This is a genomic window from Polymorphospora sp. NPDC050346, assembly GCF_040655695.1.
Taxonomy (GTDB): domain Bacteria; phylum Actinomycetota; class Actinomycetes; order Mycobacteriales; family Micromonosporaceae; genus Polymorphospora; species Polymorphospora lycopeni.
In genome coordinates, this window is the sequence record NZ_JBFAKM010000031.1 from 30566 (window position 1) to 57121 (window position 26556).

The window sequence follows — 26556 nt, forward strand, 5'->3', positions numbered from 1 at the left end:
GCCCCTGCCCGGAAGGGACCCGCGTCGACCTCGGGGCCGACGAACAGGGGCGTCTCTGGGCAGATCGACCCAAAAAGCAGACGGGCCGCACCGCCTGGGTGGCCTGCTGATATTGCGTTTCGCTCCAATTACACACTGCGATCTCGACAGGTTTTTTGTGTCCGCACCGACTCGTGGGTGTACTCTTTCCTTTCGGTTACGGTGAATCCGCAACCGTTCCATGTAGCTCAGTGGGCCGGCTTTGCCGTGCCCTGAAAAGAGAGGAGGAGAGATGGCCGAGGATGATCAACCGGTGCAGCCGGACAAGGGCGACGAACGCCGGAGTCGGCTGCACCGCCTGCTGCACTCGCCGTGGACCTTGGTCCTCGCCACTGGCCTGATCGAGGTTGCCGGGCAGTTGACGACATACTCCCTGGTCAGCGCGATCCCTTGGTTGGGCGGTGGTGGCCCCATCTAGGCGCCACCACCACCGTTCTGAACCAACATCCTGTCCCTTCGACCCACAGGCCCCGCTCCCATCCGGTCTCCAAACCAGGGAGCGGGGTTCTGTGTATCTACGCACAGGATCTCGTCAAGGATGACATAGTTTCCTAACTCCTGCACCTGTGCTGAGAACTACTTTCGTTGAGAGTACTGACGAGTTCGGTCGCACAGCACCTTTCAACAACTCTATCGCTCCAGCAAAGTTCCTTGCATCTCTAGATAGGTTGCTGAAGGAGATGCTCTAATTCATTACTTCCTGCGACGTACTTTCCAGGTTCTAGAACATGCATCGCTTGATGAGCATCTAGATTAAGGTTCACGGATTGAGATGCAGTCGAGCTGATGAAGTTCAGCAAACTCTGTTGGTGGACCACAACTCTGGAAAGCTTGCTAGCAGAGTTTGCATGCATGCTTGCTTGCAATGTCGGACATGGGCTACTTCGAGTCAGGTAGCGCGGCGAGGACGGCGGCGGGCGCGGGCTGTACGGGCAGGGGATCCAGTGGGCGATGCCGGCCGGGTTCGCAGCGGGTGAACGGCCCGTTTTCGCTGGTCAGGACGTTGAGGTGCGGGTCGAGGTGGTCGCGCCACCAGGCCGACATGCCGGTCTGCGGGTCGGAGACGCGCAAGGTTTCCCACGCCCGCCAGAGCGCGTAGATGCGGGAGATCGCCTCGGGATGACCCCACCAGATGGAGCACCAGTTCACGCCGCTGGCGCCGCGCTCGGCGACCCGGCGTTCCACGACAACGGCCAGGTACCGGTCGACGAACTCGTCGACGCTGCCGAAGACCGGTTCCGGGTCGTCGCCGGCCGGGTCGGGTTCGGTGGCCGGCGGTTCCGGTGCGGTCCCGGTGCCGGTGAGTTGGTCGAGCAGGTCGGCGAGGTTGGCGACCGGGTCCTCGTCGGGTTCGGTCATGGGCTCGGCTCCGGGTCTGTCTGGTCGTCGGGTTCGACGACGTCGTCGAGCAGGCGCTGGTAGGTCTCCCCGGTGGGATCCCAGCGGGCGATCGAGGCCCGGACGGCGTCGGCGTACGGCCCGGTCTTCCACGGGGCGGTGCGGGCGAGGGCGGGCCGGGCGCCGGATACGTAGATGACCATGCGGCCCCTGGGCAGGGCGTGCAGGTCGGCGAGGTCGAGGATCCGTTGCCGCCGGGGCGAGTGGGAGACGGAGCGTTGGCCCCAGCCGGTGCCGCTGGTCGACGTCGACCTGGTGGTGACGTCGTGGTCGCCGATGAGGCGGGAGAGCTTTTCGAGGAAGGCGTCGTCGGCGACGCCGCCGCCGTAGGTGCGGACGTTGGCCGCACTCCACAGCTTCTCCATGCCCTCACGGCCCCAGACGTCGATGCCCTGCGGGTACGACTGGAGGATCGTGATGACGACCAGCCCGTGGGATCCGAAGTACGAGTACTGCGACGGGAGTTGACGGAGGCGACATATATTGGCCGCTTCGTCGAGGACGGCCAGCAGCGGCGGATCGAGGCGGCGGCCGGCGGACTTGCGGGCGCGTAGCACGCCGGCGTGCATGACCGCGTCGGTCAGTGCGGCGACCAGGGGGGCGGGGCTGCCGGCGCCGCCCTCGGACAGCAGGTACAGCGTGTCGGTGCTGTCGACGAACGCCGCCGGGTCGAACTCGAGTACCTCCTTGTCGAGCCTGGACGGCGGGGTGACCCAGCGGCTGACGGCGGGCTCGGTGAGGCACTCCAGCAGGCCCTGGGCGCCAGCGTAGACGCCGCCTCGGGTTCTGTCGGGCAGGTTGAGCGAGCCGGTGACGGAGGCGGCGGGCAGGTCATAGCCGTGCTCGCGGAGCAGCAGCGCGGGTTCGTCGTCGCGGGGGTCGACCGACCACCGGTAGGGGGCCAGGATGTCGCGGCCGGAGACGGCGGCCGCGAGCAGCAGGTTGGCGACCAGCCTTTCGGCGGCCGGGTCGAAGAACGAGTCACGGGAGGCGTTGGGCGGGCGTTCACCGGCGGCGAAGTGCTCGGCGAGCCGGCGGGCGTCGGTGATGGTGTTGATGCCACGCAGCGGGTTCCACCACATGTGCTGCCCGTGCCCGAAGATGTCCTGGAGGTCGAAGACCCGCACCTGCCCGCGAGCCGCGCGGATGTCGTACGTGGCCTCCACGATGTCGCCCTTGGTGGAGGTGACCAGGGTCGGGCCGGGCGCGGCGACGATGGCGGGGATGGCCAGCGACGTCGTCTTGCCGGTCCGCGGCCCCCAGATGCCAACCGCCATGTCCTCCCAGGACTGCCGCAGCGGCATCCCCTCGGCGACGGTGTAGCCGATGAGGACGCCGGTCTCGTCGGGACCTGGCTGGTCGACGCCGTTGAGGCTGGGCCGTAGCCGGCGGGCGCTCTCGGTGACGCCGGCCGGCCCGAGGTGGGCCAGTTCGGCGCGTCTGGCCATCTTGCGGGCGGCGCCGTCGACCCGGGTCCGCCGCCGGCGGATCGCCCGCCGGGCGAGCAGGACGACGGCGACGAGCAGCACCAGGACGGCGGCCTCGGCGACGGCGACGAGGGTGCAGGCGGTGGTCCAGCGGATCTCGCCGCGCAGCAGGCCGGTGGCGGCGGCGATCGGGCCGCCGCCGGTGTAGCCGGGGGCGTCGGTCAAGGTGATCGGCAGCCAGACCGTGCTGGCGACGACCAGGGCCGTTATGGCGATTCCGCCGACGAGTAGGCCGGCGTCGTCGTGGCCGCCTCGGGGGCCGACCGGCCTGCTCACGCCATGGTCCAGCGGGAGTCGGTGTTGCCGAGCCGCTGCTCGATCTCGGTCGGTTCGAGGTGGACCGGGATGCCCGGCCGCGCCCCGACCTTGATGAGGAAGTTGCCTCGGCCGACGGTGACGCTGCCCTGGTCGGCGGTCCAGGAGGGTGGTGCGGACCAGGACAGTATCTCGGCGCGTTCGGCGCGGGACAGGGTACGGACGCGGCTGACCGCGTCCAGTTCCTGTTCGGAGCACGGGCCGATCATCAGCACCGCGGAGCGTTCGGCGAAGCCTCGGGCCTTGGCCCGGTCGTGGGCGGTCGGTAGGGCCTCCAGGTCGGCCAGGCTGTGGGTGATGAACGCGGTCCCGGTGCCCTTCTGCCTGTTCAGGCGGGTGAGGCCGTCGGCGCGGTCGACCAGGCCGTGCCCGACGCGCAGCGCCCGCCACAGCTCGTCGAGCACGGTGAAGAACGTGCGGGGCGGGGCGAGGCCGAGGTCGGCGAGCAGGTGCGCGGCCTCTACCTGGGCGAACCCGTAGGACCAGGTGGCGAGCAGGGTCGCGGCGGTACGCAGCTCGTCGGTGTCATCAATCCCGGAGATGTCGACACAGACCGCCGGGGTGCCCAGGTCGATCGCGGTGGTGGTCGCGCCCTCGAACGTGGAGCCGAGCGGACCGTGGAGCAGCGCGAGCAGGGTCCGCTGAAGGTCGGCGACATCCTCGCGGAACTTCGGGATGTCGGTGTCGTCCTGCCACAGGGTGACCGCCCGGACGTCGGCGGGTGCGTCGCGGATGACGGCCAGGACGTCGGACAGCACCGGCTGGGTCGATGTCTCCCGGTCGGCGAGGTACCGCAGCGCGGCCGCGAGCACGGTGGCCTCGTCGCTGCTGACCGGGCCTCGCCGGACCAACGTGGCCAGCGCGACGACCATGTTGAGCCGGCGGTCGGTGACCGCGGCCCGGACGGTCGCGGCGGTGCGCTCGTCGACGCGCTCGAGAACCTGCCGCCACGGCCCGGCATCCAGGGGGTTGATTCGGTCCAGGCCGGGCCCGACCCGCAGCACCTGCCCGCCGAGCGCGCGAACGAGTTGCGCGTAGTCGGGCTTGAGGTCGCCGAGGATCAGCGGCGTGACGCCCTGGGCGGTGAGGCCGAGGACCATCCGGCGTACGGCGGTCGACTTGCCCATGCCGGGCTCACCCTCGATCCACACGCTCGGATTGTTGATCAACCTCGCCCTCGTGTACCAGGAGATCGGGTCGAAGCAGACCGCACTGCCGCTGTAGATGTGGCGGCCGAGGGGCACGCCGATCATCGGCGTCGACGAGCCGAGCGCGAACGGATTCAGCCCGCACACCTGCACCGTCGTACCCCGGTACTCCGTCGGTGCTTCGACGTAGGACCAGCGGCCGCCGCCGGGGCCGGTGTGGCCGAGCCGGCCTGGCCGGCGGGCGGTGCGGGGGCGCGGTACGGGTGGCCTGCTGCTCACGGTGGCCTCACCAGGGGATTGTGGCGTGGGTGGGCAGGACGACACCGGCGGGCAGGCCGGCGGCGAATCCGGCTGCCTGGCTGCCGTGCATCGGGCGCAGGGTGAGCCGGGCCTCGCCAGCGCGGGCCCGGATGACGGCGGTCGCTTCGTCGAGCTGGTCGGGTTCGGCGACGGTGGCGGTGACCAGGACGGCGAAACGGATGACGCCGGCGCCGGCGGCTTCTTCCTCGGCGGCCTGGGTGGCGGCGGCGAGGTCGGTCAGGTCGCGGGCGCTGGGTCGGGACTTCTTGCTGGCCAGGAACCGGGCGTCGCGCTTGTCGTTCTCGACCAGGCGGGCTGCCTCGTGCGGCCGGTAGGGCCGGTAGAGGAGCGTGACGCGCTTGCGGAGCAGTTGCGGGTCGGGCTGTAGCAGCCGCGCGAACGTGGAGGCGAACACGACGCCGCGCGGGGCCTCGACCATGCACCAGGTGCGGGATACGCCGGAGTCGTGCCGGTAGGAGTCCCAGCTTTCGCGGGTGGCGACCGGTCCGGCCTGGGGCCAGTCCGGGGTCAGGTGCGGGTCGCGGGTCAGGTCGGTGGCGGCGGCGGGGTCGTAGGCGGCGCGGACGACACCGGCGAGGCTGCGGGCGGACATCGGGGCGATGCCGGCGCCGGTGGCGCCGGTGAGGCCGGCGTGCAGGTGCGGGAGCCGGGCGGCGACGTCGCGGCACACGTCGGCGTGCGTGGGCCGGCCGGGCGGTGCGGTGTAGGTCAGCGACACCCGGGTGTCGATCGTCGCCGACCCGGCAGGGTAGGTGTGGACGACGTCGGCGAGGACCTGGCGGGCCAGGTCGGGGGCGTTGTCGACGGTGGTGGCGGCGACCTCGGACGCCAGGCGGGTGCCGGGGTCGGGGGTGGTCTCGACGGTGATCGCGGCCTGCACCAGGTGCGGCTCGCGGGCGAGTGCGGCCAGCCAGGCGGCGAGGTGTCCGACGCGGGCGTCGGTGACCTCCTGGTCGACCAGGTCCATGCCTTCGGGGGCGACCCGCAGCGTCATCGTGTAGTGGCGGGATTGCGGGATGACGACGACGGCGGCGGTTCCGGCCCGTCCGGTCTCGACCTCCCAGACCTCGGATCGGGCCAGCACGCCGGGGAGCTGGTGGCTGCCAGTGACAGGGGACGCGACCCCGGAGAGGTAGACGTGCTGTCGTGCGCTGCGGCCTCTCCACCAGGCGATCCGAGCGGTGATCGCTTGCAGGCCGCTGCGGCCGTTGATGCGGATGGCCAGCGGGGCCAGGATCGCGACGCCGAGTACTGCGGTGAGCAGCGCGGCGAAGGTCGACACGGGCAGCATCGCGGCCGCCAGGACCGCGAACGCGAACGCCGCGCCGGTGCCGATCGGGCCGAGCCCGAACAGGCCGGCGCCGCGTCCGAGCCTCCAGTTGCCGTAGGTCCGGGGTTGGGTGGATGGCCGGTCTGTGACTCCGGTGCTCATGTGCTCTCGCTCTCGGCCGCGCCGGTCGCGGCGGTACCGCCGACCTTGCGGACTGCTTGCGGGCCGGCTTTCGCCGCGGTGATCGCGGCCCCGGCGGCGAGCCCGGCCGGGCCGGCAGCGGCCGCCGCACCGCCGCCTACACCAGCGGCTGCCGCCCCGCCACCGCCGGCAGTGGCAGCGGCTCCACCGCCTGCGGATCCGATGGGGCCGGTGGGTGGGACGCCGACGGGGGTGGGAGCTGGTCCGGTTGGTGGGGGCGTGGACAGGGGGGACCCGCCCAGGGCTGGCGAGCTTCCGCCGGGTGGGAGCGGAGTCTTGCCGGAGCTGCCCAGGGCGGGCCGGCCACCGCCGGCCGGCAGCGCGGCCGGGGTGGAACCGGTCGGCCCATCGGACGCGGACGTCGAGGACGCCGGTGCGGTCGGTGCTTTGCCGCCGCCGCCGCTGCTCGCGAGGCGGATCGCGCCGGTGGCGAGCTGCCCGGCGGCGGCGATTCCGGCCGCGGCGGAGCCGCTGGACCCGCCTCCACCGGTGAGCATCGCCACGGGTGGGGCGAGCAGTCGCAGCAGGGCGGGCAGGGCAGCGATGGCCATGCAGATCATGACCAGCCCGGTGAGCAGGGTGGTCAGGTCCTGGGCCTTGCCGATGGTCCAGAACGCCCCGGCGTAGATGGTCGCGGCGGTGGGCTTGTAGAGGATGAGCGCGACGCCCCAGGTGAGGTAGCGGCCGAGGACGGCGCGACCGCCTCCGGTGATGCCGGCCGCGGCCGCGACTGGGACCAGGCCGGCGAGCAGGATCAGACCGCCGCCGTGCCCGAGTAGCAGCAGGAGCTGCGTGAGGGCAGCGAGGAACAGGAACAGACTCAGGCCGAGGATCAGCATCGACGGCATGCCGGTGAACGCCGCGCTGGGGGCGAGTAGCAGCAGCCGTTCGCCGAGGTCGCCGTCGGCGGCGGCGTTGAGGATCCAGTTCGAGTAGCTGTCGCCGGTCTGGGTGAGCAGCCGTATCGCCGGCACGCCGGCGCCGGTGATGACGACGAGCGCGACCAGTCCCCGGGCCAGTTCACCGGCCTCGCGGCCGTTGCGTTCCCACGCGATTTTGAGTGCGGCGATGAGGACGGCGCCGACCGCGATCGCGGCGACGGCCCAGTTGGTGTAGGTCCGCAGGTAGGCGACGGGCCCGGACTCCTGGTCGACGGAGGGGGCGGGGATCGTCAGCCAGCCGGTGACCATCGCCTTGAGCATTTCGGCGGCGGCCTCGGACGCCTGCTCGGCGAGGGTTTCGAGGAACCGTTCGGCGCTGGCGCCGGCCACCTGGCCGATGGGGGAGCAGAACGGGTCGAGGGGGTTGCACATCAGCGTGGTCCCCACTCGACGACGCCGGTCAGGTCGCTGGCGATGCGGTTGACGGCGGTCCAGGCGCCGCCGGGCGGGGCCTGCATCCGCCAGTCGCCGTCGCGCCACAGCAGGGTCAGGGTCAGCACGTGGTAGCGCGGGCTGCCGGCGGACGGGGCGCGCAGCGCGAGGCCGATGACGGCGGTGTCTGGGGTGTACGACAGATACGAGTAGCCGGCGATCTGGCTGAGTTCGCCGGGCTGGGATGGTGCGTCGGCGGCGGTGAGCAGGCTGTCGAGTAGCCGGTCCCGGTCGGGGCCGGGGACGAACTGCCGCTCGATGGTCGGCTCCCACGAGTCGCGGCCGGCGGAGATGCCGGCGCGGACGGCAATCTGGGCGGCGGCGACGAGCGCGCCGACCGGGTCGTGGGCGTAGCCGGCGGCGGTGCCGCCGGTGCGGGTTCGTGGCCCGGCGGTGGGGTGCACGGGCACGGCGACCTGGCCGACCAGCTCCCAGGTGATGCCGTCGGGGGCGGTGGTCGGGATCGCGTGCGGTGCGGCCGTCGCGGTGCCGGCCGGGCCGGGGTCGATCGGGCCGGCGGTGGGTGGCGTGACGGTGGGCGGCGGCGGGTCGTCGCGGGGTTGGAGCGCGACGACCAGGCCGATGACGAGGACCACGGCGACGAGGACGGCGGCCGCGATGAACCCGGGCCGGGTCCATGGTGGCCGCCCTGCGTAGTCGGGGGGTGGCGAGGTCATGGGGGCTCCCTGGAGGGGTTAGATCAGGGCGCCGACGAGTCCTGATGCGCTACCGAGAAGGATGCAGGCGCCGGCGATCCAGCCGAGTTGCCCGATGTGGGTGTCGTCGCCGCGGCGGTGCGCGATCGCCATCCGGGCCGCGGTGACGATGAGGCCGCCGACGCAGGCGGCGGTGGCCAGCCACGCGATCCATTGCAGGATCAGCAGCACGTTGCCCTCGACGCCGGGCGGGGCGACGCCGCCGCCGGGGTCGGGTACGGCGGCGAGTTGCGCGAGTACGTCGATCATCGTGTCTCCAGGGGTGCGTGGACTGCGCCGGCGAGTGTGTGGCGCAGGTGCTCGACGTCGGGAGGGTGCGCGCCGATGTCGGTGGGGTGGTCGGCCGCGAGCAGCGCTTCGGTCCAGCCGATGTGCCACACGTTCGGCGCCCAGCCGGCGAGCAGTTGCAGGCGTTCGGTGGCGATGCGCGGCGGCCGCTTCTGGGAGGCGGCGACGGCGACGACGCCGAGCAGTCGGACCTGGGAGCCGGTGACGCGGCGGCGCCACTGCTCGACCGCCCCGGTCGCGGCCCACGTGCCATGGGCGGTGGCCCGGCAGACCAGCACGACCGAGGCGAGCGGCATGTCCTGCTCGACGGTCGGCCACGCGGCGGTGCCGAGGTCGACGCCGATCCCGGTCTGCTGTGCCAGGGTGGTCACGCCCGCTCCACCGTGGCACCCGACCCACCACAACGCGGGCCACCCGCCATCGAGGTGATGCCGTGGAATCGGCATGAAGGGCAGCATGTGATCGCCGACGTCATGGCGTCGGATCGGTGGCTGTCGGGTGTCGTTCGCCGTGTTACGGCGTGTCATCAGATGCCCTCTCCCCGTCAAGGTCATCAGCGAGTGCAGACAGTAGCACTGACTGTGCCCAGAGATCTATGGTGTTGTCTCCGCTGGTCACGGCGGTACGGGGGAGGTATGTGCATGTCTGCACGGCTGCGTACGGCCGGATTTCGCGTGGTGTTGGCGACGTTCGTCGTTGCCGCTTTGGCCGGCTGTAGCGGGGGTTCCGGCCCGGACACTGTGGATCCGGCGGGGGCTGGTCCGGTGTATCCGACGGCGACGGCCCAACCGGTTTCGCCAGCGACGGAAGAACCCGGAACCGACGACCACGATGTGCCGGCTGGGCCGGTGCCACCGATCGAGCAGGCGTTACCGGTGGTAGCCGGGTTCGCGGCGGCGTGGGCGCGGCCGGCGGTGCCGGCGGACGGCTGGTGGCAGGAGGTGTCGCGGTGGTGCGAGGCGACGTTTGCCGAGCTGCTCCGCACCGTCGACCCGGCCGCGGTTCCGGCCTCGCGGGTGACCGGTGACCCGGTGCTTCAGTCGGGTCCGACCGACGGGGTCGCGGTGCTCGAGGTCGCCACGGACGCCGGCTCGTTGATGGTGACCGTCGGGGTCGTCGATGGTCGGTGGTTGGTGACGGGCAACGACTTCGTTCGGTCGGTCCGATGACCCGGGGGCGGGTGTCGTTGGCGGTGGCGATTGTCGCCGCGGTGCTGCTGCTGTGCGGGTCGGTGGTCGGTGTGCCGGTGGCCATGTTCGGCGCGTGGCAGGCCGAGGCGGCGTCGTGCCAGGTGGGTTCCGATCCGGACGGCGAGGTGCCCGGTGTCGGCGAGTGGTCGTCGACCCAGGTGACGCACGCGGCGACGATCGTGTCGGTCGGCCGGCAACGCCAGGTACCACCGCGCGGGTTCGTGATCGCCCTGGCGACGGCGATGCAGGAGTCGACCCTGAAGAACCTCGCCAACTCGTCGGTACCGGAGTCGCTGTCGCTCCCGCACGACGGCGTCGGCCAGGACCACGACTCGGTCGGCCTGTTCCAGCAGCGGCCGAGCTGGGGGAGCGTGCGGGAACGGATGACGCCGTCGTACGCCGCCGCCAAGTTCTACGAGTCGCTGGTCCGTGTTGACGGGTGGGAGCGGATGCGGCTGACCGCTGCGGCGCAAGCGGTGCAGCGCAGCGCGTATCCGGAGGCGTACCAGAAGTGGGAGGAGGCTGCGGAGCAGCTCGCCGCGCACGTGCTTGGCCTGCCGGACATCGATGTGATCGGTGGTGGTGCTCCGACGGCGCCGTGCGGTGTCGGTGATCTGGGGCCGGTGCCGGTCGGCCCCGGCGGGTGGGTGCAGCCGGTGCGGGCGCTGGTGACCAGCAACTACGGTCCGCGTGGCGGCAGGATGCACGCCGGCGTGGACCTGGCCCGCTCCGATGTGCGTGGTGACCCGATCCGGGCCGCGTCGGTCGGCCTGGTCGAGCAGGTCAAGTGCGACTCGTCGACGGGCACCTGTGACCGTGACGGTTCTCCGCAGGTGGGCGGCTGCGGCTGGTACGTCGACATCCGGCATCCGGGCAACATCGTGACCCGGTACTGCCACATGATCCAGCGCCCGGAGGTGCGGATCGGCGACCAGGTCGCCGCTGGCGCGGTCATCGGTTTCGTCGGCTCCAGCGGCAACTCGTCGGGCCCGCACCTGCACTTCGAGGTGCACCTGAATGTGCCGCCGGGCCCGTACAACGCGACGTCGGCAAACTCCGTCGACCCGGTCCCGTGGATGCGTGCCCAGGGTGCTCCGTTGGGGCAGGGCCGGTGGTGACCGGCGCCGGCCGGGCCGCGCCCCACGGACGGTCCACGGCCCGGCCGGACGCGCTAGGCGGTGGTGTCGACGGCCGGCTCGTCGACGTCGTCCGGGCCCGGCTGCCGAGGGGTCCGGCGCCGCCGGTTGGTGCCCTGGTTCGGGGGTGTCTTCAGGCCGAGCTTGTCGAGTTCCTCGGCGGTCCAGCCGCCGTCGAGCGCGGTCGTGTAGCTGGCGGCGTAGGTGTCGAGAGCGTCGGCGGTCTTGCCGGCGAGTTCTTGCCAGGCGTGCTGGTCGGTGGCGGCTTGCCCGACCAGCGCGGTCTTGTCGCGCAGCAGGTCCAGCGCGGCTCGCTCTACCTGCTGTCGTGTGCCTCGCGCGGTCTGCCCAGCCATGTCTGCCTCCCGTGGGGTGTTGCGGGTTGTGCGCGTATGGCGGCTGAGCGTACTCGCGAAGATCGAGAAGGGGGAGCCCCTATGTCCACCCCCGGCCCCCCGGGGTGGGGGCGCCGTAGGAGCCAGCCGGCCTGGTCGACCGGTGTCCAGGGTGGGCCGAAGGCCCATCGCGTAGCGACGCGCAGCGCCCTTGACGCCGGGCGGCGCAGGGCCGGCTACCGTGTCCGGCCGCCCGCCTTCGGGGTGGGTTGTTGCCCGCCGTCGGTGCGTCCCGGTTCGTCGGGCCGGCACCAGGTGGCGGGTGGCTACCGCCGTCCGTGCCGCCGCGTTCGTGGCGGCTGCACGAGGCGGTTTCATGTTGAGCCAACGTCGGTGCTTGCGGGCCGAATCCGCGCCTCCGGCGCGGGAGCAAGCTAAAAGGTAACTCCGAGTTAGGCGCCGATACGGCGGGTCGCTGCGCTTCGTGGGAGGAAGCATGGGTGGGTCTGAAGGGCTGCGTCGGGGAGCTGTGCAGCCTACGGCGGGACGGGCTCGCCGTCGTCCCCGGAGCGCGGTGCCGAGGGATGAGCGGGTCACCGCCTGGTACTCGAAAGAGGAGTTGGGGAAGGTACTCGCGTACGCGGCGGCGGCTCGCTTGGCGCCGGCTGCGTATGTGGCGATGGCGAGTCTGCGGCCGTCGGCGTGGCAGGTCGGTGCGATCGGTGAGGCCGGTTCGGAGACCGGTTCCGGCCCGGTTGTGGAGGATGAGCCGGGTGTGGATGAGCAGCGTCGGATGCTGCTGCTGGAGCTGATGGGTATCCATCGGCAGCTACGTGGGGCGTGCACCAATCTCAACCAGGCAGTCGCCAAGCTGCACTCGCTGGGGCAGCCGGTGGACGAACTGCCGGCGATCGCGGACTACATCCGACGAGTGACCACGGCCGTCGACGAGGCGCTGGCTGCGGTGCAGCGCCGGTGAACCCGAACGTCACCAAAGGCACCCGTACCCGAGGGCTGCTGGAGTACCTGTGGGGGCCAGGAAAGTCGGACGAACACGAGAATCCGCGGATTGTGGCCGGCTACGACGACCCGTCGGTGTTGGCGCCGCCGCAGCATCCTGACGATCCAACACGATGGGATCTGGCGGACCTGGCGGCTCGGCTGGACGCCCCACAGACGGCGCTCGGCGAGCGAGGGCTACGCGACTACGTGTTGCAGGTGTCGTTGTCGGTCAGGTCCGATGAGCGGCCGATCTCTGATGAGGAGTGGGGCCGGATCGCGCACCGGTACGTCGAGAAGATGGGGTTCGCTGGTGACGGCGACCGGGCCGGGTGTCGGTGGATCGCGGTCCACCACGGCCAGTCGGTCAGCGGAAACGACCATATCCACCTGGTCGTCACCCGGGCGACCGAGGATGGTGCGCCGGTGTACCTGCGTGGCGAATGGCGGCAGTCGCAGCAGGTCTGTGACGAACTGGAGACGGAGTTCGGGCTACGGAAGGACTCTCCGGGCCGGGTGGGTGCGACCCGCAGACGGGGTGCGAGCCGCCCGGAGGTCGACCAGGCCCGCCGTGCCGGCAAGCCGGTCACGGACCGCGAGGCGTTGCGTCGGGAGGTGCGGGCGGCGCTGGCTGGCGCCCGTTCGGAAAGGGAATGGATCGCCCGGATGAAGGCTGCCGGGTTGCGGGTTGCGGCACGCAAGCACAAGGACGATCCGCAGGTGACGGTCGGGTACGCGGTGTCGATGCCACCCTCGTCGGGCGGCAAGCCGCGCTGGCTGTCCGGGCGGCTGCTCGACGGTGACCTGAGCCTGCACCGGGTGCGGCAGCGGTGGCCGGACGGGCCGCGGCTGTCTCCGGCCGAGTGGGCGGCGGTCGAGCCGCGCGAGCGTCTGGCGCTGGCGGGTCCGCGCCGGATTGAGGTGTGGCGGGCGTCGGCGGCTGCGCTCGACGACGTTGTGCGGCGCCTGGAGGCGGTGCCGCCGGACTCGCCGCAGTGGGCGGCGATCGCGCGGGCGTGCGCGGACACCCTGGCGGCGACGGCGGTGGTCGCCGAGCCGGCCGGGTCTGGGCCGGTGTCGCGGGCGGCGGACATCCTGGCGCGGGCGGCCGCGCCGCCACGGCGTGACCCGCCGCCACCGGTGGACAGTCCGATCGCGCAGGAGTTGGGGCGGATCGCGGACGCGATGACGGTGGCTGGGGTGGCGCGGCACAGCGTGGAGACGGCGGTGATCGTGGCGCTGGTGGTGGCCGCGTCTCGGCTGATCGTGGCGCTGGCCAGGCTGCGCGAGGCGCAGCAGCAGGTGCACGCCGCCGGTGCCGCCCGGGTGGCGGCGCAGCGGGTGATGCCGCTGCTTCGGCAGGCGGCAACGGTGACGACCACCCAGGTGGGCGAGCCGCTGCGGTGGCGACAGGACGTAGGCAGGCCGGTCGAGACCCGGCCGATCGCGGTCGACGAGCGGGAGGGCAGATGACCGAGGTAGACGAGGCCCGGCAGCGGATGTCCGGCGTGATGGTGGCGATGATCCAGTCAGCGACGCAGCTTGCGCTCGTGATCGTGGAGCTTCGTATCGCCGCGTTGCGGGAGGCGGCCCGCGACCAGGCCCACCAGGACCAGGCGGTGGCCCAGCGGCGGGAGCAGCAGGCCCGAGTGCTGCGGGAGCAGGCCCGGATGCGGCACCAGGCTGACGCGATGGTGTGGCGGGAGGCGATGCGGCCGCAGTGGTGGCGGACCGCCGGGGCGGAGGACATCGCCCGGGTGTGGCGGGCCGCGAGGGAGTGGTGCGACGTCGACCCGAGGGCCGCCGCGGCCCGGGATGTGATGGTCGACCGACTCGCCGAGCGTGGCGTGCGGGTCGACCCGACCGCCGGTCGGCAGCCGACCCCGGACGACATCGCGTGGCTGTCAGACGCGCTGGACCGGGCCGCCGCCGACCGGGCTGCGGCGAAGGCGGCCGCCAGCGAGCCGGGCCGGTCGACCGGTGCGCCGCCGCGGCCGCCGGCCGGGCCCGCGCCCGAGGCTGACCCGGGGATGGCCGAGCCGGGAGCGGTGGTCGAAGGGGAGATCGTCGAGCAGCGCGACGAGCGTGCCGAGCGAGCGGCGGAAGCGGCCCGCGAGCAGGCTGAACGGGCTGACCGCGCCGCCGCGCACGTGCGGACCGTGTGGTCAGCCGACCGGGCCGAGCGGGTCATCGGTTGCAAGGCGTGGGGCGCGCTGGTGCACCTGCTCGGGGAACTGGAGGACGCCGGTAACGACGTCGAGCCGCTGCTGCGGGCCGTGCCCGAGTTCGTCGACCGGGCGCACACCCCGGCAGCTTTCGCATACCGGTCGGTCGAGGACGCAGTGGGCGGGGTGGTCGACCTGGGGACGGCCCAGGCGCCGGCCGCCGCTGCCGCGACCAAGGCGACGGCGTCGGCCCGGCCGAAAGCGTCGACCACGGCCAAGGCGTCGCCGGAGGAGGCCGTTGTCGACGAGCAGGGCGGTCCCGGGCCGTCGGCTACGCAGACCAGAACCGATGCGGCTGCGGTGGCGTATCCGGTGCCCACGGCCGAGGCGGTCGCCGCAGCCGCCGCTGGCGGAACGTCCAGCGCGCAGCAAACGTCAGGCGGGGCCGCGCCTGCCGTGGGTCGTACGGCAGGCGCGGCCCCGGAGCAGGGCGGTCGGTAGCCAGGTCAGCGGGCGTCGCCGCGTTCAGTGTCCGTTGCGTTTGGCCGGTGTACGCCGGTTGCTGGAGCGGTCGCCGGGGTGCTGGTGTGGCGGGATGGGAAGGCGAGGGCGGCTACGGTGGCCGCCCGTTCGGCCTCGTGCCGGTCGGATGGAGTACCGGGAGGCCACGGCTCGACGATCTGACCGGAGTTGAGACGCTGCTGTTCACGGCGATGGTTGAACAGTTCGCGGACCTCTTTCCAGGTCACTCCGTACGGCCGGTGCTCGCCCCTGCCGGGGCGGTAGAGGGGGTCAATCAGCTCGGCCTGGTCGACGAGTCGACCAGCCAGGTCGTACTCGCCGACCTTGACCGCGGCCAGGGCGTCGAGGGCCAGCCGGTCGGCTCGGGCCTCCCGTTCGGCGCGGAACTGGTCGCGTTCGTCTGGGCCGCGTTCGAGGACGGTGGGGTCGGCGGCGATGACGGTGGCTACCGCCTCCCACACCGGGCCTAGGCCGTGTTCTCGGACCAGGCCGTGCAGGTGGCCCTCGCTGGTGTAGCGGGCGGTTTCGTCGGCGCCGAATCCCAGCACGCCGCCGTAGTAGCCGCCGGCGTAGTCGGAGACCGCGTTGCGGATCAGGGCCTGTTCCACGGCGGTGAACGGCGACTCCGGTGGCGTGGCTGCGGCCTGGACCGGGGGCTGGTCGCGTTGCTGTGGAACGTCGCCCGGAGCGGGCTGTTGGGGCTGGAAGACGCCGTCTTTCGCGATCACGGAGGTGCGGAAGTCGGCCCACGGCTCGACGTGGCCGTAGAGCGGTTCGGCCTGGTCGATGATGGCGAGCACGGTGTCGGTGTCGCCGGCGTTGAACGCCTCGATGGCGCGTTGGGACCGGACGCCGGATTCGGCTCGGTCGCGGGCCTTGAGTTCGTCGTCGGTCAGCGGTTTACCGTCGGCGACCTCGGGGTGACGGCGGATGTAGTCGGCGATCCAGTTCCACTCGTCGCGGCTGGCTCCACCGGGTACGTGGACCTCGGCGACGTAGCGGGCGGGGGAGTTGATGGCCCCGTTGGTGTTCGCGGCGGTGTAGCGGGGCGCGTAGTCGTGGATCGTCTTGACGAGCTGGGCGTGCCGGGCCGGTGTCAGCCAGGCCGGCAACGGTTCGGCGTCGGCCGGTACGGCCTGTGCCAGGGCGGTCAGGGTCTGCGGGGGTCGGTGGTGTTCGTGCTGGTCCGACGGTTCGACGTCGGCGGGGTCGAGGCTGGTGATCCAGCCCAGCGAGTTCAGTTCGAGGCGTCCCCTGGCCCGGGTGACGGCGACGTAGGCGAGCCGGAGTTCCTCGGCGGCTGGCAGTCGTACCTTGCCGGTGTCGGGGTCGGTGTCGGGTGCCGGGAAGTCGTCGCCGATGCGGACGTTCGCCCACTCCAGCCCCTTGGCCTTGTGGACCGTGGAGACGATGACGTCGTAGGCCGGTTCGCCGTTGGGGTGCGTGGCGCCCTCGTCGGTGAGCTGGTCGACCATGTTGAGCAGGGCTTGTGCTCCCCGCCGGTCGATGAGCCGGACGAACGAGCGCAGGGCCTGGGCGTGCTCGTCGGACTCGACGTACTCGCGTACCTCGGACCAGTTGGCGAAGTTGGCGAGTTCGGGGTGCTTGGTCGGCTGGCCGTTCTGCAGGGCGAGTGCGGCCTTGGCGATGTCCTCGATGGCGCTGCCGCCACCGACCAACGCGACGGCCCGGCCGGCGTCGAACGCGTCGAACACCGCGGCGACGGCCCCGGCGTTGGTGCGGACCAGGACCGCGTCCGGGTCGTCGACCTGACCGATCGTGGTGGGCAGCGCCGGGTTGCCGGTCAGCGTCCACTTCGAGCCGAGCAGGCCGAGGAACTGGTTGCCGACGTCGGCGACGGCGGTCCCGAACCGCCAGCTCTGGGTCAGCGGCAGCTCGACGTCGGCGGGCCAGCGGCTCAGTGCGTCGACCGCGCCCCGGAAGCCGTAGATCGACTGGTTGGAGTCGCCGACGACGATCGTCTGGACCGGCTGGTCCTGGATGACCCGCGCGAGGACTGGGTTGATGTCCTGCGCCTCATCGAAGAAGATCACGTCATACGGCAGTCGGGGCCTGGTCAGGGCCCAGATCTTCAGGTAGTCGTCGTGGTCGAAGTGCAGCTTGCCGTCCGGGTCGTTGATGTCGGCCCAGGCGGCACGGGCGTGGCCGATGACGGCGGTGGCCACGGCTTCGGCGCCGGGCTCGCGGAAGCGTGCCGGCAGATGCTGGCGGCCGACCGTGTCGTGGTCGCTCTGCCGGAAGGCGCGCAGGGTTGCCTTGACCGCGTGGGCGAGGCTGTCCGCCGGGAACTCGTCGACGTCCTCGATGCCCAGGATCCGAGCCCACTGTTCGGGGAATCGGGCGCCGGGGTGCCAGGGGCCGGCGGTGCCGACCTTGGTCCGCAGCGGGGTGTTCTGTAGGCCGGCGCGGGCGAAGCCGTGCGACGTCTTCGCGGTGACGTTGCGGCCGAACTTCTCTCGGGCCTCGTCAGCGATCGACCGGTTGAACGCGACGTATGCGATCCGCTTGTCGGTGCGGGCGGCGGCGAGCATGACCAGGGTGGAGGTCTTGCCGGTCCCGGCCAGGGCGGCGACGGCGATGTCCTGGCCGGCGAGGTAGGCGTCGACCACCTTCTGCTGCTGCTCGGTGGGCCGGTGCCCGCCGCCGGCCGGCTTTGGCGCGGTGGCGGCCAGCTCCTTCGTCCGCCAGTCGTCCAGGTCCCCGAGCACGGTGCTTCGGCGCCGGCCGCGGAAGGTCCAGGTGCCGTCGGTGAACCGGAACCGATGCTGCTTGAGCAGGTCCCGTAGCCCCTGCTCGCGGGGTGCGCCGGTGGTGCCGGTGACGGTGACGGTGTTGCCGGCTTCCTCGACAACGATCTGGTCCGTCCAATGGCCGGTCGGCGCCGGCGTCTCGAACTCGGCGGCCGGGTCGACCGGCTCCGCCGCCGATGCCGTGGAATCGTCGTCCCCGCTGTCGACGTCGTCCGGTTCGAGCTCCGGGTCGTCCGGCTGTGTGACCGTCGCCGGCTGTGGCTGTTCGGCCTGCCGCGCCCGGTGCTGGACTTCGGCCAAGGTGTAGTCCACCAGGGCCTCGTCGTTCGGGGGCAACTCGGCGCCGTCGCTCCAGTCGTACGCGCCGCCGTGCCGTTCGACGATCTGTTCGACCTCGTACCGGATGTCTTGCAGGAGTTCGTCGCTGCCGGGGTGCGGGTGCGCGACGGTGAGGACCCAGCCCAGCTCGGTGTGCGGGTCGAGCATCGTCGCGGCCGGCTGCTGCGACAGTTCGCGGCCGAGCTGGTCGGCGCAGCCGGCTGCCCGGTCGTGCTCGGCGAAGCTGGCGTAGTGGGTGTGGGTTGCAGGGGCGCCTTGTGCTGCCGTCTCGACATCGGCGACCGGTTCGTCGGCCGCCGGCCCGGCGAGGTCCGACGTCGTGGTGGCCAGGTCCTGCCCGGCCCGGTCAGGTCCGGCGTCGAAGGGCAGTTGGTCGGCCACCACCGGCGACGCCGGTCCGGCGGCGAGTTGCGACGCGGCCGCTGCTGCCGCCATCTGGGCGTAGGTGTCCGGGTTGGCGTGCAGGTTCGGGCCGAGGCGGCCGAAGACCCGTTCCCACCGGCCGCGCTTGAGGGCGGTGGCGACCAGGTCGGCGGCGAAGCCGGAGGAGATGCGGGCCAGCTCGTTGAGCATGGCCAGGGACGGATCGACGCCCGGGTGCCAGCGCTGGTCCCGCAGGGCCCGTGCCTCGCGGGCGAGCAGGACTGACTGGCGCAGCAGTTCCTCAGGAGCGGTGTCGTCGATGCTGACGCGCTTGAAGTCGTCGATCAGCGTGTTCAGCGGTGACGTGCCCGGCCGCCACTGTCGTACCCGCAGGAGCTGGTTGCAGGCGGTCTTGACCGAGCGCAGCGGACCGCGGATCCGGTTGCGGCTGGTGTACGGGGTGCCGCCGTCGAACTCCGAGGTCACCGACGGCCCGACGTCGGTCAGGAGTCGGATGGTGGCGGCGATCGCCGGATCGAGCGGTGCCGGCGCGTCGGTGCCGTCTTGGTCCGGCGGCGGGCCGGCGTCGACCGGCGGGGTTTCGTCGCTGGCCCGAAGAGCTGGTTCGTCCGGCGGGGGTGTCGCCAGCATTTCGGCTGGCGGAATTGCTGGCGTGTTCGATGGCGGTGCCGCTGGCGGCACTGCCATCGGGGTGGCGGGTTCTTCTGTGGTGATCGCCGCTGGTGGCGTGCCGTGAACGGCGTGGGTCAGGTCGGCCATGATGCGGTCGACCAGGGCGGTCCGGAAACCGGCGTCGGTGGCGAAGAAGGCCTTGGCCACCGCTGCGGAGTCCGGATCGTCGTAGAGGTCGGCCATGTGGTCTTCGATCCGGGGCTCGACGGCGAGCCGGGCGTTGTCGGGGACGTTGACGCGCACGATCTGGAGCAGGTCGGCGTTCGAGAGGGCGGTCGCGCGGACCTGGTCGACGCCGTCCACGAACGGTTGCAGCACCGCCGGCAACGCGACGGCCGGCACCTGCGCCACGTCGACGGGTACGGCCGTTGGGGTGGTGTCTGTGTCGGCCGGGTCAGGCTCGTCACTGGTGGCGGGCTCGGTGTCGACGTCGGTGTCGACGTCGTTGGCGGCCGGGGTGCCGCCGTGTTCGGTGACCGCCGTAGGTTCGTCGGCGTCCGGGTGGTCCTCCTGGCCTTGCGCCGTGGGTTCGTCGGCGGCCGGGTGGTCCTCCTGACCTTGCGCTGCCGTGGAATCCTCGCTGGTCAGCTCTTTCTGGAGTTGTTCGAGCCGCTGGACGCTGTCCTGTAGTGCCTGCTCCTGTGGGTACGGCAGGCCGATGCGGTTGCGGGCTCGGTCGATGTTGGCGCGGATCCGGTCAAGGCGTTCGACTTCTTTCGCGCGGTCGGTGGCCACGGCGGCCAGCCGGTTTTCCAACCGGCGGATCAGTCCGACCGGGGTTTCGTCCTTCAGGTCGGGCATGTCGATGGTGATGAAACCGGCCGGTACGGCGGTGAGGGTGAGGGTGACGTAGGCGGCGCCGATTGTCGGCCGGCTCAGTGTGCCGGTGAGTGGGATGTTGCCGATCTCGCCGAGCGTCGCCTGTTGTGCGGTCCAGTTCGCGGCCTGCTTCAGCGTGTCGATTAGGGCCTGGCCGGCGTCGGTGCGTTTGTCGTAGCGGGCGCCGCTCACGGTCATGGCGAACGCGTCGCCGCTGACGTCGACCATCTTGGGCAGGACGGCGTCGGCCTGTGTTATCCGGTCGGCGATGTCGTCGGCCCGGTATTGGTTCTGGGCGATGCTGGCCTTGAGAGTGAACTGCTCGTCGTACCAGATCCGTTGTTCCTGGCTGAGTTCGGCGACGACCTGTTCGAGGGCTTGGAGCTGGAGCAGTTCGGGTCTGCCGGCGCCGACGGCGAACATCACCGCCGGGTTGATCTGGCCGTTGTCGCTGTCCTCGTCGAGTTCGATGACGTTGGTCGTGGTGTCCGTCGGGTCGAGCAGTTGGTTGGTCCAGCGGGCCTTGTCGTCGACCTTTTGCCAGAAGAACGGGTCGTAGGACTTCTCGGTGACCGTGAGGATGTGGTGGATGGCGGGGTTGGCGTTGCCCTGCCGCTGGCCGCGGCCGAGGCTCTGGGTCAGTGGGGTGAGCTTCCAGGTTGGGTCGATCTGTACGACGGCGATGACCCGCCGCTGGACGTTGACGCCGGTGCCCAGTCCTTGCCGGCTGCCGAGCAGGATGCCGATTTTGCCTTCGCGGGCGTCGCGTTGCAGTTGCTCGCGGTCGCGGCGGTTCTTGGCGTGCTGCGCGAATCGGATCATGTCGGCGGGTACGTCGCGGGCGACGAGTTCGTCGCGTAGCGCGTCGTAGACGTTCCAAGCTGCCTTCGGTACGCCGAGGTCGCAGAAGCCGAGGATCAGGCTGCCCCGGCGGGGTTCCTCGGTTCCGTCGTCGAGGAAGTAGCGGTCGTCCTTGTGGGCGTGCCAGAGCTGGGCCATTCGGTCGGCGACCACGTCGATCTTCTGTGGGTCGCTGGTACTCCGGCCGACCAGACGCAGATCCAGTGACGCCATTCGCCCATCGTTGGAGATCCACAGGATGTTGTCCTTGCGCAGCTCACCCTTGGCGTTGACCTTCAAGTCGGGCTTGCCGCTGGTGACGCCGCGGGCCCGGCCGGCCAGGGTATTCAGGTACATCGCCAGGTCGGGGGAGGAGGGCACGGACAGGATCTCCTGCCGGCCGCCGACGATCGTCGGTTCGTCAAGGTTCAGGTGCTGCTTGAGTACGACGTCGGCGAACACGTAGGTCGCCTGCTTCAGGTCCTGAATGTTGACGAAGCGGGCGTAGCGGGTGCGACTCTGGAATCGGCTGCCGTCGGCAGTCATCTCGACCCGGCGGCGGGCCTGCACGAACGTGGCCAGGAACTGGTCGTCCTCCTGGATGCCCATGTCTTCGAGGAGTTCGGGGGCGATGTACTTCATCGCGGTCAGGACCTCGGCCGGGGAGTTGTCCCACGGGGTCGCGGTGGCCATGACCACGACCCGCTTGGCTCCGGTGCGCCGCAGGTATTGGAGCTTCATGTCCAGGTCGCCGGTGATCTGGTTGCCGTGGTGCGACAGCTCCTGGATGGCGCTGATCACCCGCAGGTTCTTGTAGACGTGGGCCTCGTCGACGAACAGCATGTCGATGCCGGTGCGCTCGAACTCCACGCCGGGATCGGACGGACTCTCCAGCTCGGCCTTGATCCGTTCTTCGAGGTCGGCGACCTGCTTCTCGATGTCCTTGACGGTGTGCCGGTCGGCGCCCTCGGCGTTGTTCAGGTGCGCCTGGAGCCGTTCCTGCTGTCGGTTGAGGTATGCGACCCGGACCTCGCGGCTGACCGGGATGACCTTGAACGCGTCGTGGCTGATGATGATCGCGTCCCAGGTGCCGGTCGAGCATCGAGCGACGAACCGTCGCCGCTTCTCGCCCCGCAGGTCCTCGGTGTCGGCGGCCAGCAGCCGCGCCCTCGGGTACGCGTGCAAAAACTCGCGCTGGAAGTGGCCGAGGACCGCCTTGGGTACGACGTAGCAGGGTTTGTTGACCAGGCCGAGGCGGCGTAGTTCCATGCCGCCGACGATCATTTCCAGGGTCTTGCCGGCGCCGGTGCCGTGGTAGAGGCCGACGCCGGCGCTGTTGCGGATCCGGGCGATCGCCGCGTGCTGGTGGGGGTGCAGTTCGTAGGCGGAGGACATGCCGGGCGCGGTGGCCCGGTCGCCGGCGAACGAGCGGGGCACGCGGGCGTTGAACTTGTCGTTGTAGGCGGCCGACAGCCGTTCGGCGCGGTCCGGGTCCTCCCACAGCCACGACCGGAAGTGCTGGTCGAGCTGCATGGCCTTGGCCTGCGCGAGCGCGGTGCCCTCGGGGTCCTTGACGGTGCGTTTGCTGTCGCCTTTGCCGACGGTCATGGTGACCTCGACCGTCTGGCTGTTGAGCATGTTGGTGATCAGGTCTTGGGCGCAGCGGGCCTCGGTGCCGTAGACGGTGCGGGCGAGCACGCCGGTGCGGCTGCCGCCCTTGACGGCCCAGCGGGCGCCGAGGCTGGTGACGGTGACGCCGGTGTCTTCGAGGATTTCACGGACCCACTGCTGGACGTCGCCGGCCGGGACCCACGGGGAGCCGAGCCGGGCGCCGATCTCGGCCGGGGTTCGGTCGCGGGGGATGACCGGCCGCAGCGCGGTGACGTTGGCCTGGAACCGTGGGTCCTGCTCGGCGGCCTGCTCGGCGTCGCGTAGCTTGCGGCGTACGTTGCCGGACAGGTAGTCGGCGCGGCGGATCAGCGCGCCGGTGCCGGGCTCCTCGAAGACCAGGCTGTCGATCGCCTGCCGGGCCTGGTCGGTGCTGTCCAGGCCGAGCAGTCGGGCGATCTCGGGCAGCCGGATCTCGTTGTGGGTGTCCCAGCAGACGACCACGGCGTCCTCGGGAGAGTCGACCTGGTCGACCGGGGTCGCCGGCTCCACCACCCGGCCGTCGAAGATGTCCGCCTTGCTGGCTTCCTGCGTCTCGTCGTCGAACTTCTCCAGTGCGGCGACGTACGGCCAGTACGGGTCATCGCGGAAACCGCCGAGTCGGGGGTAGTTGCGCCGCTCGGTGATCGTGACCTCGCCGGTCTCCGGGTCGGTGCGGGTACCTTCGGCGATCTTGAAGCGGTTGATGCGGCCGTTCGCGGCGACATACGCGTCGTAGCGGCGGTTGAGTTCTTCGCGCAGGTGCTGCATGCGCGGGGTGTCGGCCGCGTTCGCGGCTTCCTCGTCGAGCAGCTCCAGCACCGTGGTCCGCAGCCCGATCAGGGCACGCAGTTCGGCGACCTGGGTCTTGGCCGGTGCGTGGGAACGGACGATGCCGTCGATGACCTGGGTGAACGTGCCGTCGCCCTTGTCGACGAACATGCCCTCCGTGGGGGTGTCCAGCGGGCCGTGGAAGACGACCTCGTCCCGGCCGGGGGCCGGGTCGGTCATCGTCAGACGGGCGGCGACGGCGGAGTCCACGACCTGGTCCAGGCGGGCGGTCAACGCCGCGGCGGCCGGGCCGTCGCCGGTGACCGCGAGGACGGGCCCGTGGCGGCCGCTGACGGCGACTGTCTGTCCGCACACCATGCCCGGGTTGGCGGCGAAGTGTTCGTTGATGTGGAACGTCTCGGTGTGGTCCTGGAAGGGCAGCTCGATCTGCCGGACCCGGACCCAGTCCGGCGTCTGCTCCGGGGGGTCTTCGGTGCGTCGGCGCAGGATCAGAAGGTCGGTGACGACCTCGGTGCCGGCTGCGGCGGCGTGCGCGTCGGTCGGCAGCCGGATCGCGCCGACCAGGTCGGCCATGGCCGCCATCCGCTCCCGGGCGTCCTGGTGGACCTCGTCGGAGCCGTCGAGGGTGTACCGGGAGGTGATCAGCGCGACCAGGCCGCCGACCCGGGTGGCCCGCAGCGCCTTGAGGATGAAGTGGTTGTGGATCGGCTGCCGGCGTCCGGGGTTGTCGACCGGGTCGGCGAGCCGGTAGTTGCCGAACGGGACGTTGCCGATCACCAGGTCGACGGTGCCGTCGGGCATCCGGGTGTCGGCGAACGACTCGCTCCGGATCTCCGCGCTGGGGTACAACGCCGTGGCGATCGCGGCCGTCATCGGGTCCAGTTCGACCCCGACCGGTCGGACGCCCGGCGGGGCGAAGCCGATGAAGTTCCCGCTGCCGCAGCCGGGCTCCAGCATCCGCCGGCGGCCGAGTTCTCCGGTGAAGCCCAGTCCGGCCAGCGCGAGCCAGATCGGCTGCACGAGGGCGGCGTCGGTGTAGTGGGCGTTGAGGGTCGTGCGCCGGGCGGCCCGGAAACCGTCCTCGCCGATCAGGGCTACGAGTTCGGCGCGCTGTGCGGCGTACTGCTCGCGGTGCTGCGGCCGGTCGTCGAACAACTGTGGGGTGGCGCCCCACCCCGACCAGCGGGCGTAGACACGCTGGTCGTCGGGCGTCGCCGGACGCTGCTCGGCCTGCTGGGCTTGCAGCGTCCGGATCGCCGCCAGGTTCGCGTCGATGCGGGCATTGACCCCGGTGGGGGCCAGATCGGCCTGCCCTGTCGGGCGGAAGTTGACGGTCGACGCGACCAGGCCACCACCGTCGAACGGGGGCGGCGATTCCGCCGAATCATCTACTCCGTCGACGTCGCTGGCGGCGGCGCCAGGACCATCGTCCTCATTACCTGGTCGCGGGCCGTCATCTGCGCCGAGTTCAGCCGGCGCAGCCTGGCCATGTAGCCCTCCCCGTCCGGGCTCGGTCCGGCCAGTTCCCGGGCCAGGTGCTCGATCGCCGCCGCTGCTTCCTTGCCCAGTTCGGCGAAGTACGCCTCCGGGTTCTCGAGTTCCGCCAGCCGGTCCGGGGCGGTCCTCTCCCAGTGGTTGCGGGCCTGCACTGCGTACTGGTTCATCGTCGATCTCCTGTTGCGTTGGCCCGGACTGCTCGTCGCGGTGCGGCTGGCCGGGCTCGATGACGAAGGTCGTGACCACGCCGTCGGTGTGGACCGCAGGACCAAGGATCTCGGGCAGGTACGACGTTTCGGCCGTCTCGTCGGGCCCTGCGTCGACGTCGAACAGTGACTGCTGGGCCGGACTGGCCGCAGCCTGCCTGGGTGCCTGCGGTGGTGGCGGCGGGGGAAGGTCTTCGGGTGGCGTGCTGGTGGTGTCGGGGTCGTCGCGCTGCTGCGGAGGGCCGTGTGGTGTGGCGGCGCCGGCCAGCACCTCGGGCGCTGGTGCTGGTGGTGTCGTGGCGGGCGCGGGTTCGGGCTCGGGTGCCGATGGGACGGGTAGGTCCAGGACCCGGGCGACGTAGGACGTCAGCCGGTTGACCACCTGTGCCGGCTGCCCGACCAGCATCGCCAGCGCGGTACGCGCCGCCGAGGCGCGACCGTCAGCGGTGCGGATGCGGGCGGCGGCCCACCGTGCCTTCGCGGCCACGATTACCTCGACCAGCGGCCGCCGTTCCGACGTCCCGCCTCGGACCGCCCACACCCGGCCGGGCCGGGTCGGGTGGCACGCGACCGCAGGGTGCAGCAGGTGGTGGGCGCGTTCGGCGGCCCGCCGGCCGGACTCACCCGAGCCGAGCCGGAAGTCGACGCCGGCGCCGGTGTCGATGACGGCGGTCAGCGCGGCGACCTGCCCAGGGGTCAGTGTCGGTCCGGCCGGCGCCACGACCAGCGGCGGCACGGCGTCGTCGACGCTGGCGGCCGATAGCGCGATCGCCTGCAACGGGTCGACCGCCACGGTGGCCGGACCACCGGTCCGCTCCGACTGCTCGGCGACCCCGAACAGCACCTCGCCCGGCTCGTAGATCCAGGTCGCCGGGCTGGTGACGTACTCGTCGACGTCGGCGGCCGCGCCCGGCGGCGCGTACCCCGACCACGCGACCACTGGGGTGTCCGGCCGCCGCTGGTCGCGGATGCCGACCACCACCCGGTCACGGAACCGGTCGACCAGCGTGCCGCCGCGGCCGGTGGCCGCCAGCCCCGACGCGCGGATCTCGGCGTCGGTGAACCCGTTTCGGCGCAGTTCGTTGACCAGCCCGGCTGGCCGGTCCGGCGCGTAGCCGACCACCCATGGCCCGTCGGCCGGCACCCCACGGTGGGCGAGATACCCGACCGCTCCGGAACCGGCCTCGCTGGCCAAAGCCACCCGGTAGAAGCGGGCGGCGACGACGTGCGCCGCGTACAACCGTTCGCGGCCACCGTCGGGCCGTGCCTCGGTCCGCCCGGCGACCTGGCGGGCCAGTGACGCCGACCGGTCGCGTAGCGCAGCGGCCCGGTCGACGGACGTGGCGACGCGTTCACCCGCGGCCGCCAGCCGCGGTGCCTCGGGGGCCATCAGCGGTCCCCGTCCTCGTCAGCGGCGATGAGCACGCCGCGTTGCCGCAGCCGCTCGAACAGGTTCTGGTGGTTCTCCAGCACCTTCGTCAAGAGGTCGATTTGCTCTTGCAGGTGCTCGATGATCTCGGGCAGTTCCGTGGGCTGGGCGTCGACAACCGTCTCGCTCATTGTGGTCCCCCATGATCCGGTGAGGCGTACACCGTAGTAAGCAGTCGCGGGCCCGCACCAGAGCAAATACGCACGGTGACCGGCCGGCTGGCCTGGTAGGCGGTTGCGGTGGTGCGGGCGCGGGTG

Annotated in this window: 17 protein-coding genes; 6 read left to right on the top strand and 11 right to left on the bottom strand. The window is 71.5% G+C overall.

What is annotated here, in order from left to right:
- The first annotated feature begins 271 nt into the window (after positions 1-271).
- Positions 272-457, top strand: coding sequence for a hypothetical protein (locus AB0I42_RS26945; protein WP_357541341.1), 186 nt, complete (start codon positions 272-274; stop codon positions 455-457).
- 461 nt (positions 458-918) lie between these two features.
- On the opposite strand, the gene AB0I42_RS26950 is transcribed toward AB0I42_RS26945, so the two are convergent.
- From AB0I42_RS26950 to AB0I42_RS26985, 8 genes are read right to left on the bottom strand one after another with little or no spacing between them, the layout of a single operon-like run.
- Complete coding sequence (locus AB0I42_RS26950; protein ID WP_357541343.1) at positions 919-1398, bottom strand: DUF4913 domain-containing protein; 480 nt, start codon at positions 1396-1398, stop codon at positions 919-921.
- A complete protein-coding gene (locus tag AB0I42_RS26955) occupies positions 1395-3200 on the bottom strand; it encodes a TraM recognition domain-containing protein (RefSeq protein WP_357541345.1) in 1806 nt (601 codons plus the stop codon). Before AB0I42_RS26955 ends, AB0I42_RS26950 begins: the two co-directional genes overlap by 4 nt.
- A complete protein-coding gene (locus AB0I42_RS26960; RefSeq protein WP_357541347.1) occupies positions 3197-4666 on the bottom strand; it encodes an ATP/GTP-binding protein in 1470 nt (489 codons plus the stop codon). Before AB0I42_RS26960 ends, AB0I42_RS26955 begins: the two co-directional genes overlap by 4 nt.
- A 7-nt stretch (positions 4667-4673) precedes the next feature.
- Positions 4674-6140: an SCO6880 family protein gene (locus AB0I42_RS26965; protein ID WP_357541349.1), complete on the bottom strand. Its 1467-nt coding sequence runs from the start codon at positions 6138-6140 to the stop codon at positions 4674-4676.
- Positions 6137-7492 carry a hypothetical protein gene (locus AB0I42_RS26970; protein WP_357541351.1) on the bottom strand — a complete coding sequence of 452 codons (1356 nt, stop codon included), beginning with the start codon at positions 7490-7492 and terminating at the stop codon, positions 6137-6139. The genes AB0I42_RS26965 and AB0I42_RS26970 overlap by 4 nt, the downstream gene beginning before the upstream one ends.
- A complete protein-coding gene (locus tag AB0I42_RS26975) occupies positions 7492-8229 on the bottom strand; it encodes a hypothetical protein (RefSeq protein ID WP_357541353.1) in 738 nt (245 codons plus the stop codon). The genes AB0I42_RS26970 and AB0I42_RS26975 overlap by 1 nt, the downstream gene beginning before the upstream one ends.
- An 18-nt stretch (positions 8230-8247) precedes the next feature.
- Positions 8248-8517, bottom strand: coding sequence for a hypothetical protein (locus AB0I42_RS26980; RefSeq protein WP_357541355.1), 270 nt, complete (start codon positions 8515-8517; stop codon positions 8248-8250).
- The gene (locus AB0I42_RS26985; RefSeq protein WP_357541356.1) at positions 8514-8927 is read right to left on the bottom strand and encodes a hypothetical protein; all 414 of its coding nucleotides are present in this window, start codon (positions 8925-8927) and stop codon (positions 8514-8516) included. Before AB0I42_RS26985 ends, AB0I42_RS26980 begins: the two co-directional genes overlap by 4 nt.
- Before the next feature lie 504 nt (positions 8928-9431).
- Between AB0I42_RS26985 and AB0I42_RS26990 the strand changes: the two genes are divergently transcribed.
- Both AB0I42_RS26990 and AB0I42_RS26995 read left to right on the top strand, forming a co-directional pair.
- A complete protein-coding gene (locus AB0I42_RS26990; protein ID WP_357541357.1) occupies positions 9432-9725 on the top strand; it encodes a hypothetical protein in 294 nt (97 codons plus the stop codon).
- Positions 9722-10864: a M23 family metallopeptidase gene (locus AB0I42_RS26995; protein WP_357541358.1), complete on the top strand. Its 1143-nt coding sequence runs from the start codon at positions 9722-9724 to the stop codon at positions 10862-10864. Before AB0I42_RS26990 ends, AB0I42_RS26995 begins: the two co-directional genes overlap by 4 nt.
- Before the next feature lie 53 nt (positions 10865-10917).
- Here the strand turns inward: AB0I42_RS26995 and AB0I42_RS27000 are convergent, their stop codons facing one another.
- Positions 10918-11238 (bottom strand): hypothetical protein, encoded by a 321-nt coding sequence (locus tag AB0I42_RS27000; RefSeq protein WP_357541360.1) that lies wholly within the window; start codon positions 11236-11238, stop codon positions 10918-10920.
- Positions 11239-11992: 754 nt separating this feature from the next.
- Between AB0I42_RS27000 and AB0I42_RS27005 the strand changes: the two genes are divergently transcribed.
- Genes AB0I42_RS27005 through AB0I42_RS27015 form a run of 3 tightly spaced genes read left to right on the top strand, consistent with a single transcriptional unit; the run spans position 11993 to position 14882 of the window.
- Complete coding sequence (locus AB0I42_RS27005; protein ID WP_357541362.1) at positions 11993-12196, top strand: hypothetical protein; 204 nt, start codon at positions 11993-11995, stop codon at positions 12194-12196.
- Positions 12193-13689: a relaxase gene (locus tag AB0I42_RS27010; protein ID WP_357541364.1), complete on the top strand. Its 1497-nt coding sequence runs from the start codon at positions 12193-12195 to the stop codon at positions 13687-13689. The genes AB0I42_RS27005 and AB0I42_RS27010 overlap by 4 nt, the downstream gene beginning before the upstream one ends.
- Positions 13686-14882, top strand: a complete 1197-nt coding sequence (locus AB0I42_RS27015) for a hypothetical protein (protein ID WP_357541366.1) — start codon at positions 13686-13688, stop codon at positions 14880-14882. Before AB0I42_RS27010 ends, AB0I42_RS27015 begins: the two co-directional genes overlap by 4 nt.
- A gap of 5 nt (positions 14883-14887) precedes the next feature.
- Here the strand turns inward: AB0I42_RS27015 and AB0I42_RS27020 are convergent, their stop codons facing one another.
- Together AB0I42_RS27020 and AB0I42_RS27025 are read right to left on the bottom strand one after the other, a co-directional pair.
- Entirely contained in the window at positions 14888-26260 is an 11373-nt protein-coding gene (locus tag AB0I42_RS27020) for a UvrD-helicase domain-containing protein (protein ID WP_357541368.1), read from the bottom strand.
- Complete coding sequence (locus tag AB0I42_RS27025) at positions 26260-26430, bottom strand: hypothetical protein (protein ID WP_357541370.1); 171 nt, start codon at positions 26428-26430, stop codon at positions 26260-26262. The genes AB0I42_RS27020 and AB0I42_RS27025 overlap by 1 nt, the downstream gene beginning before the upstream one ends.
- Between the last annotated feature and the right edge of the window lie 126 nt (positions 26431-26556).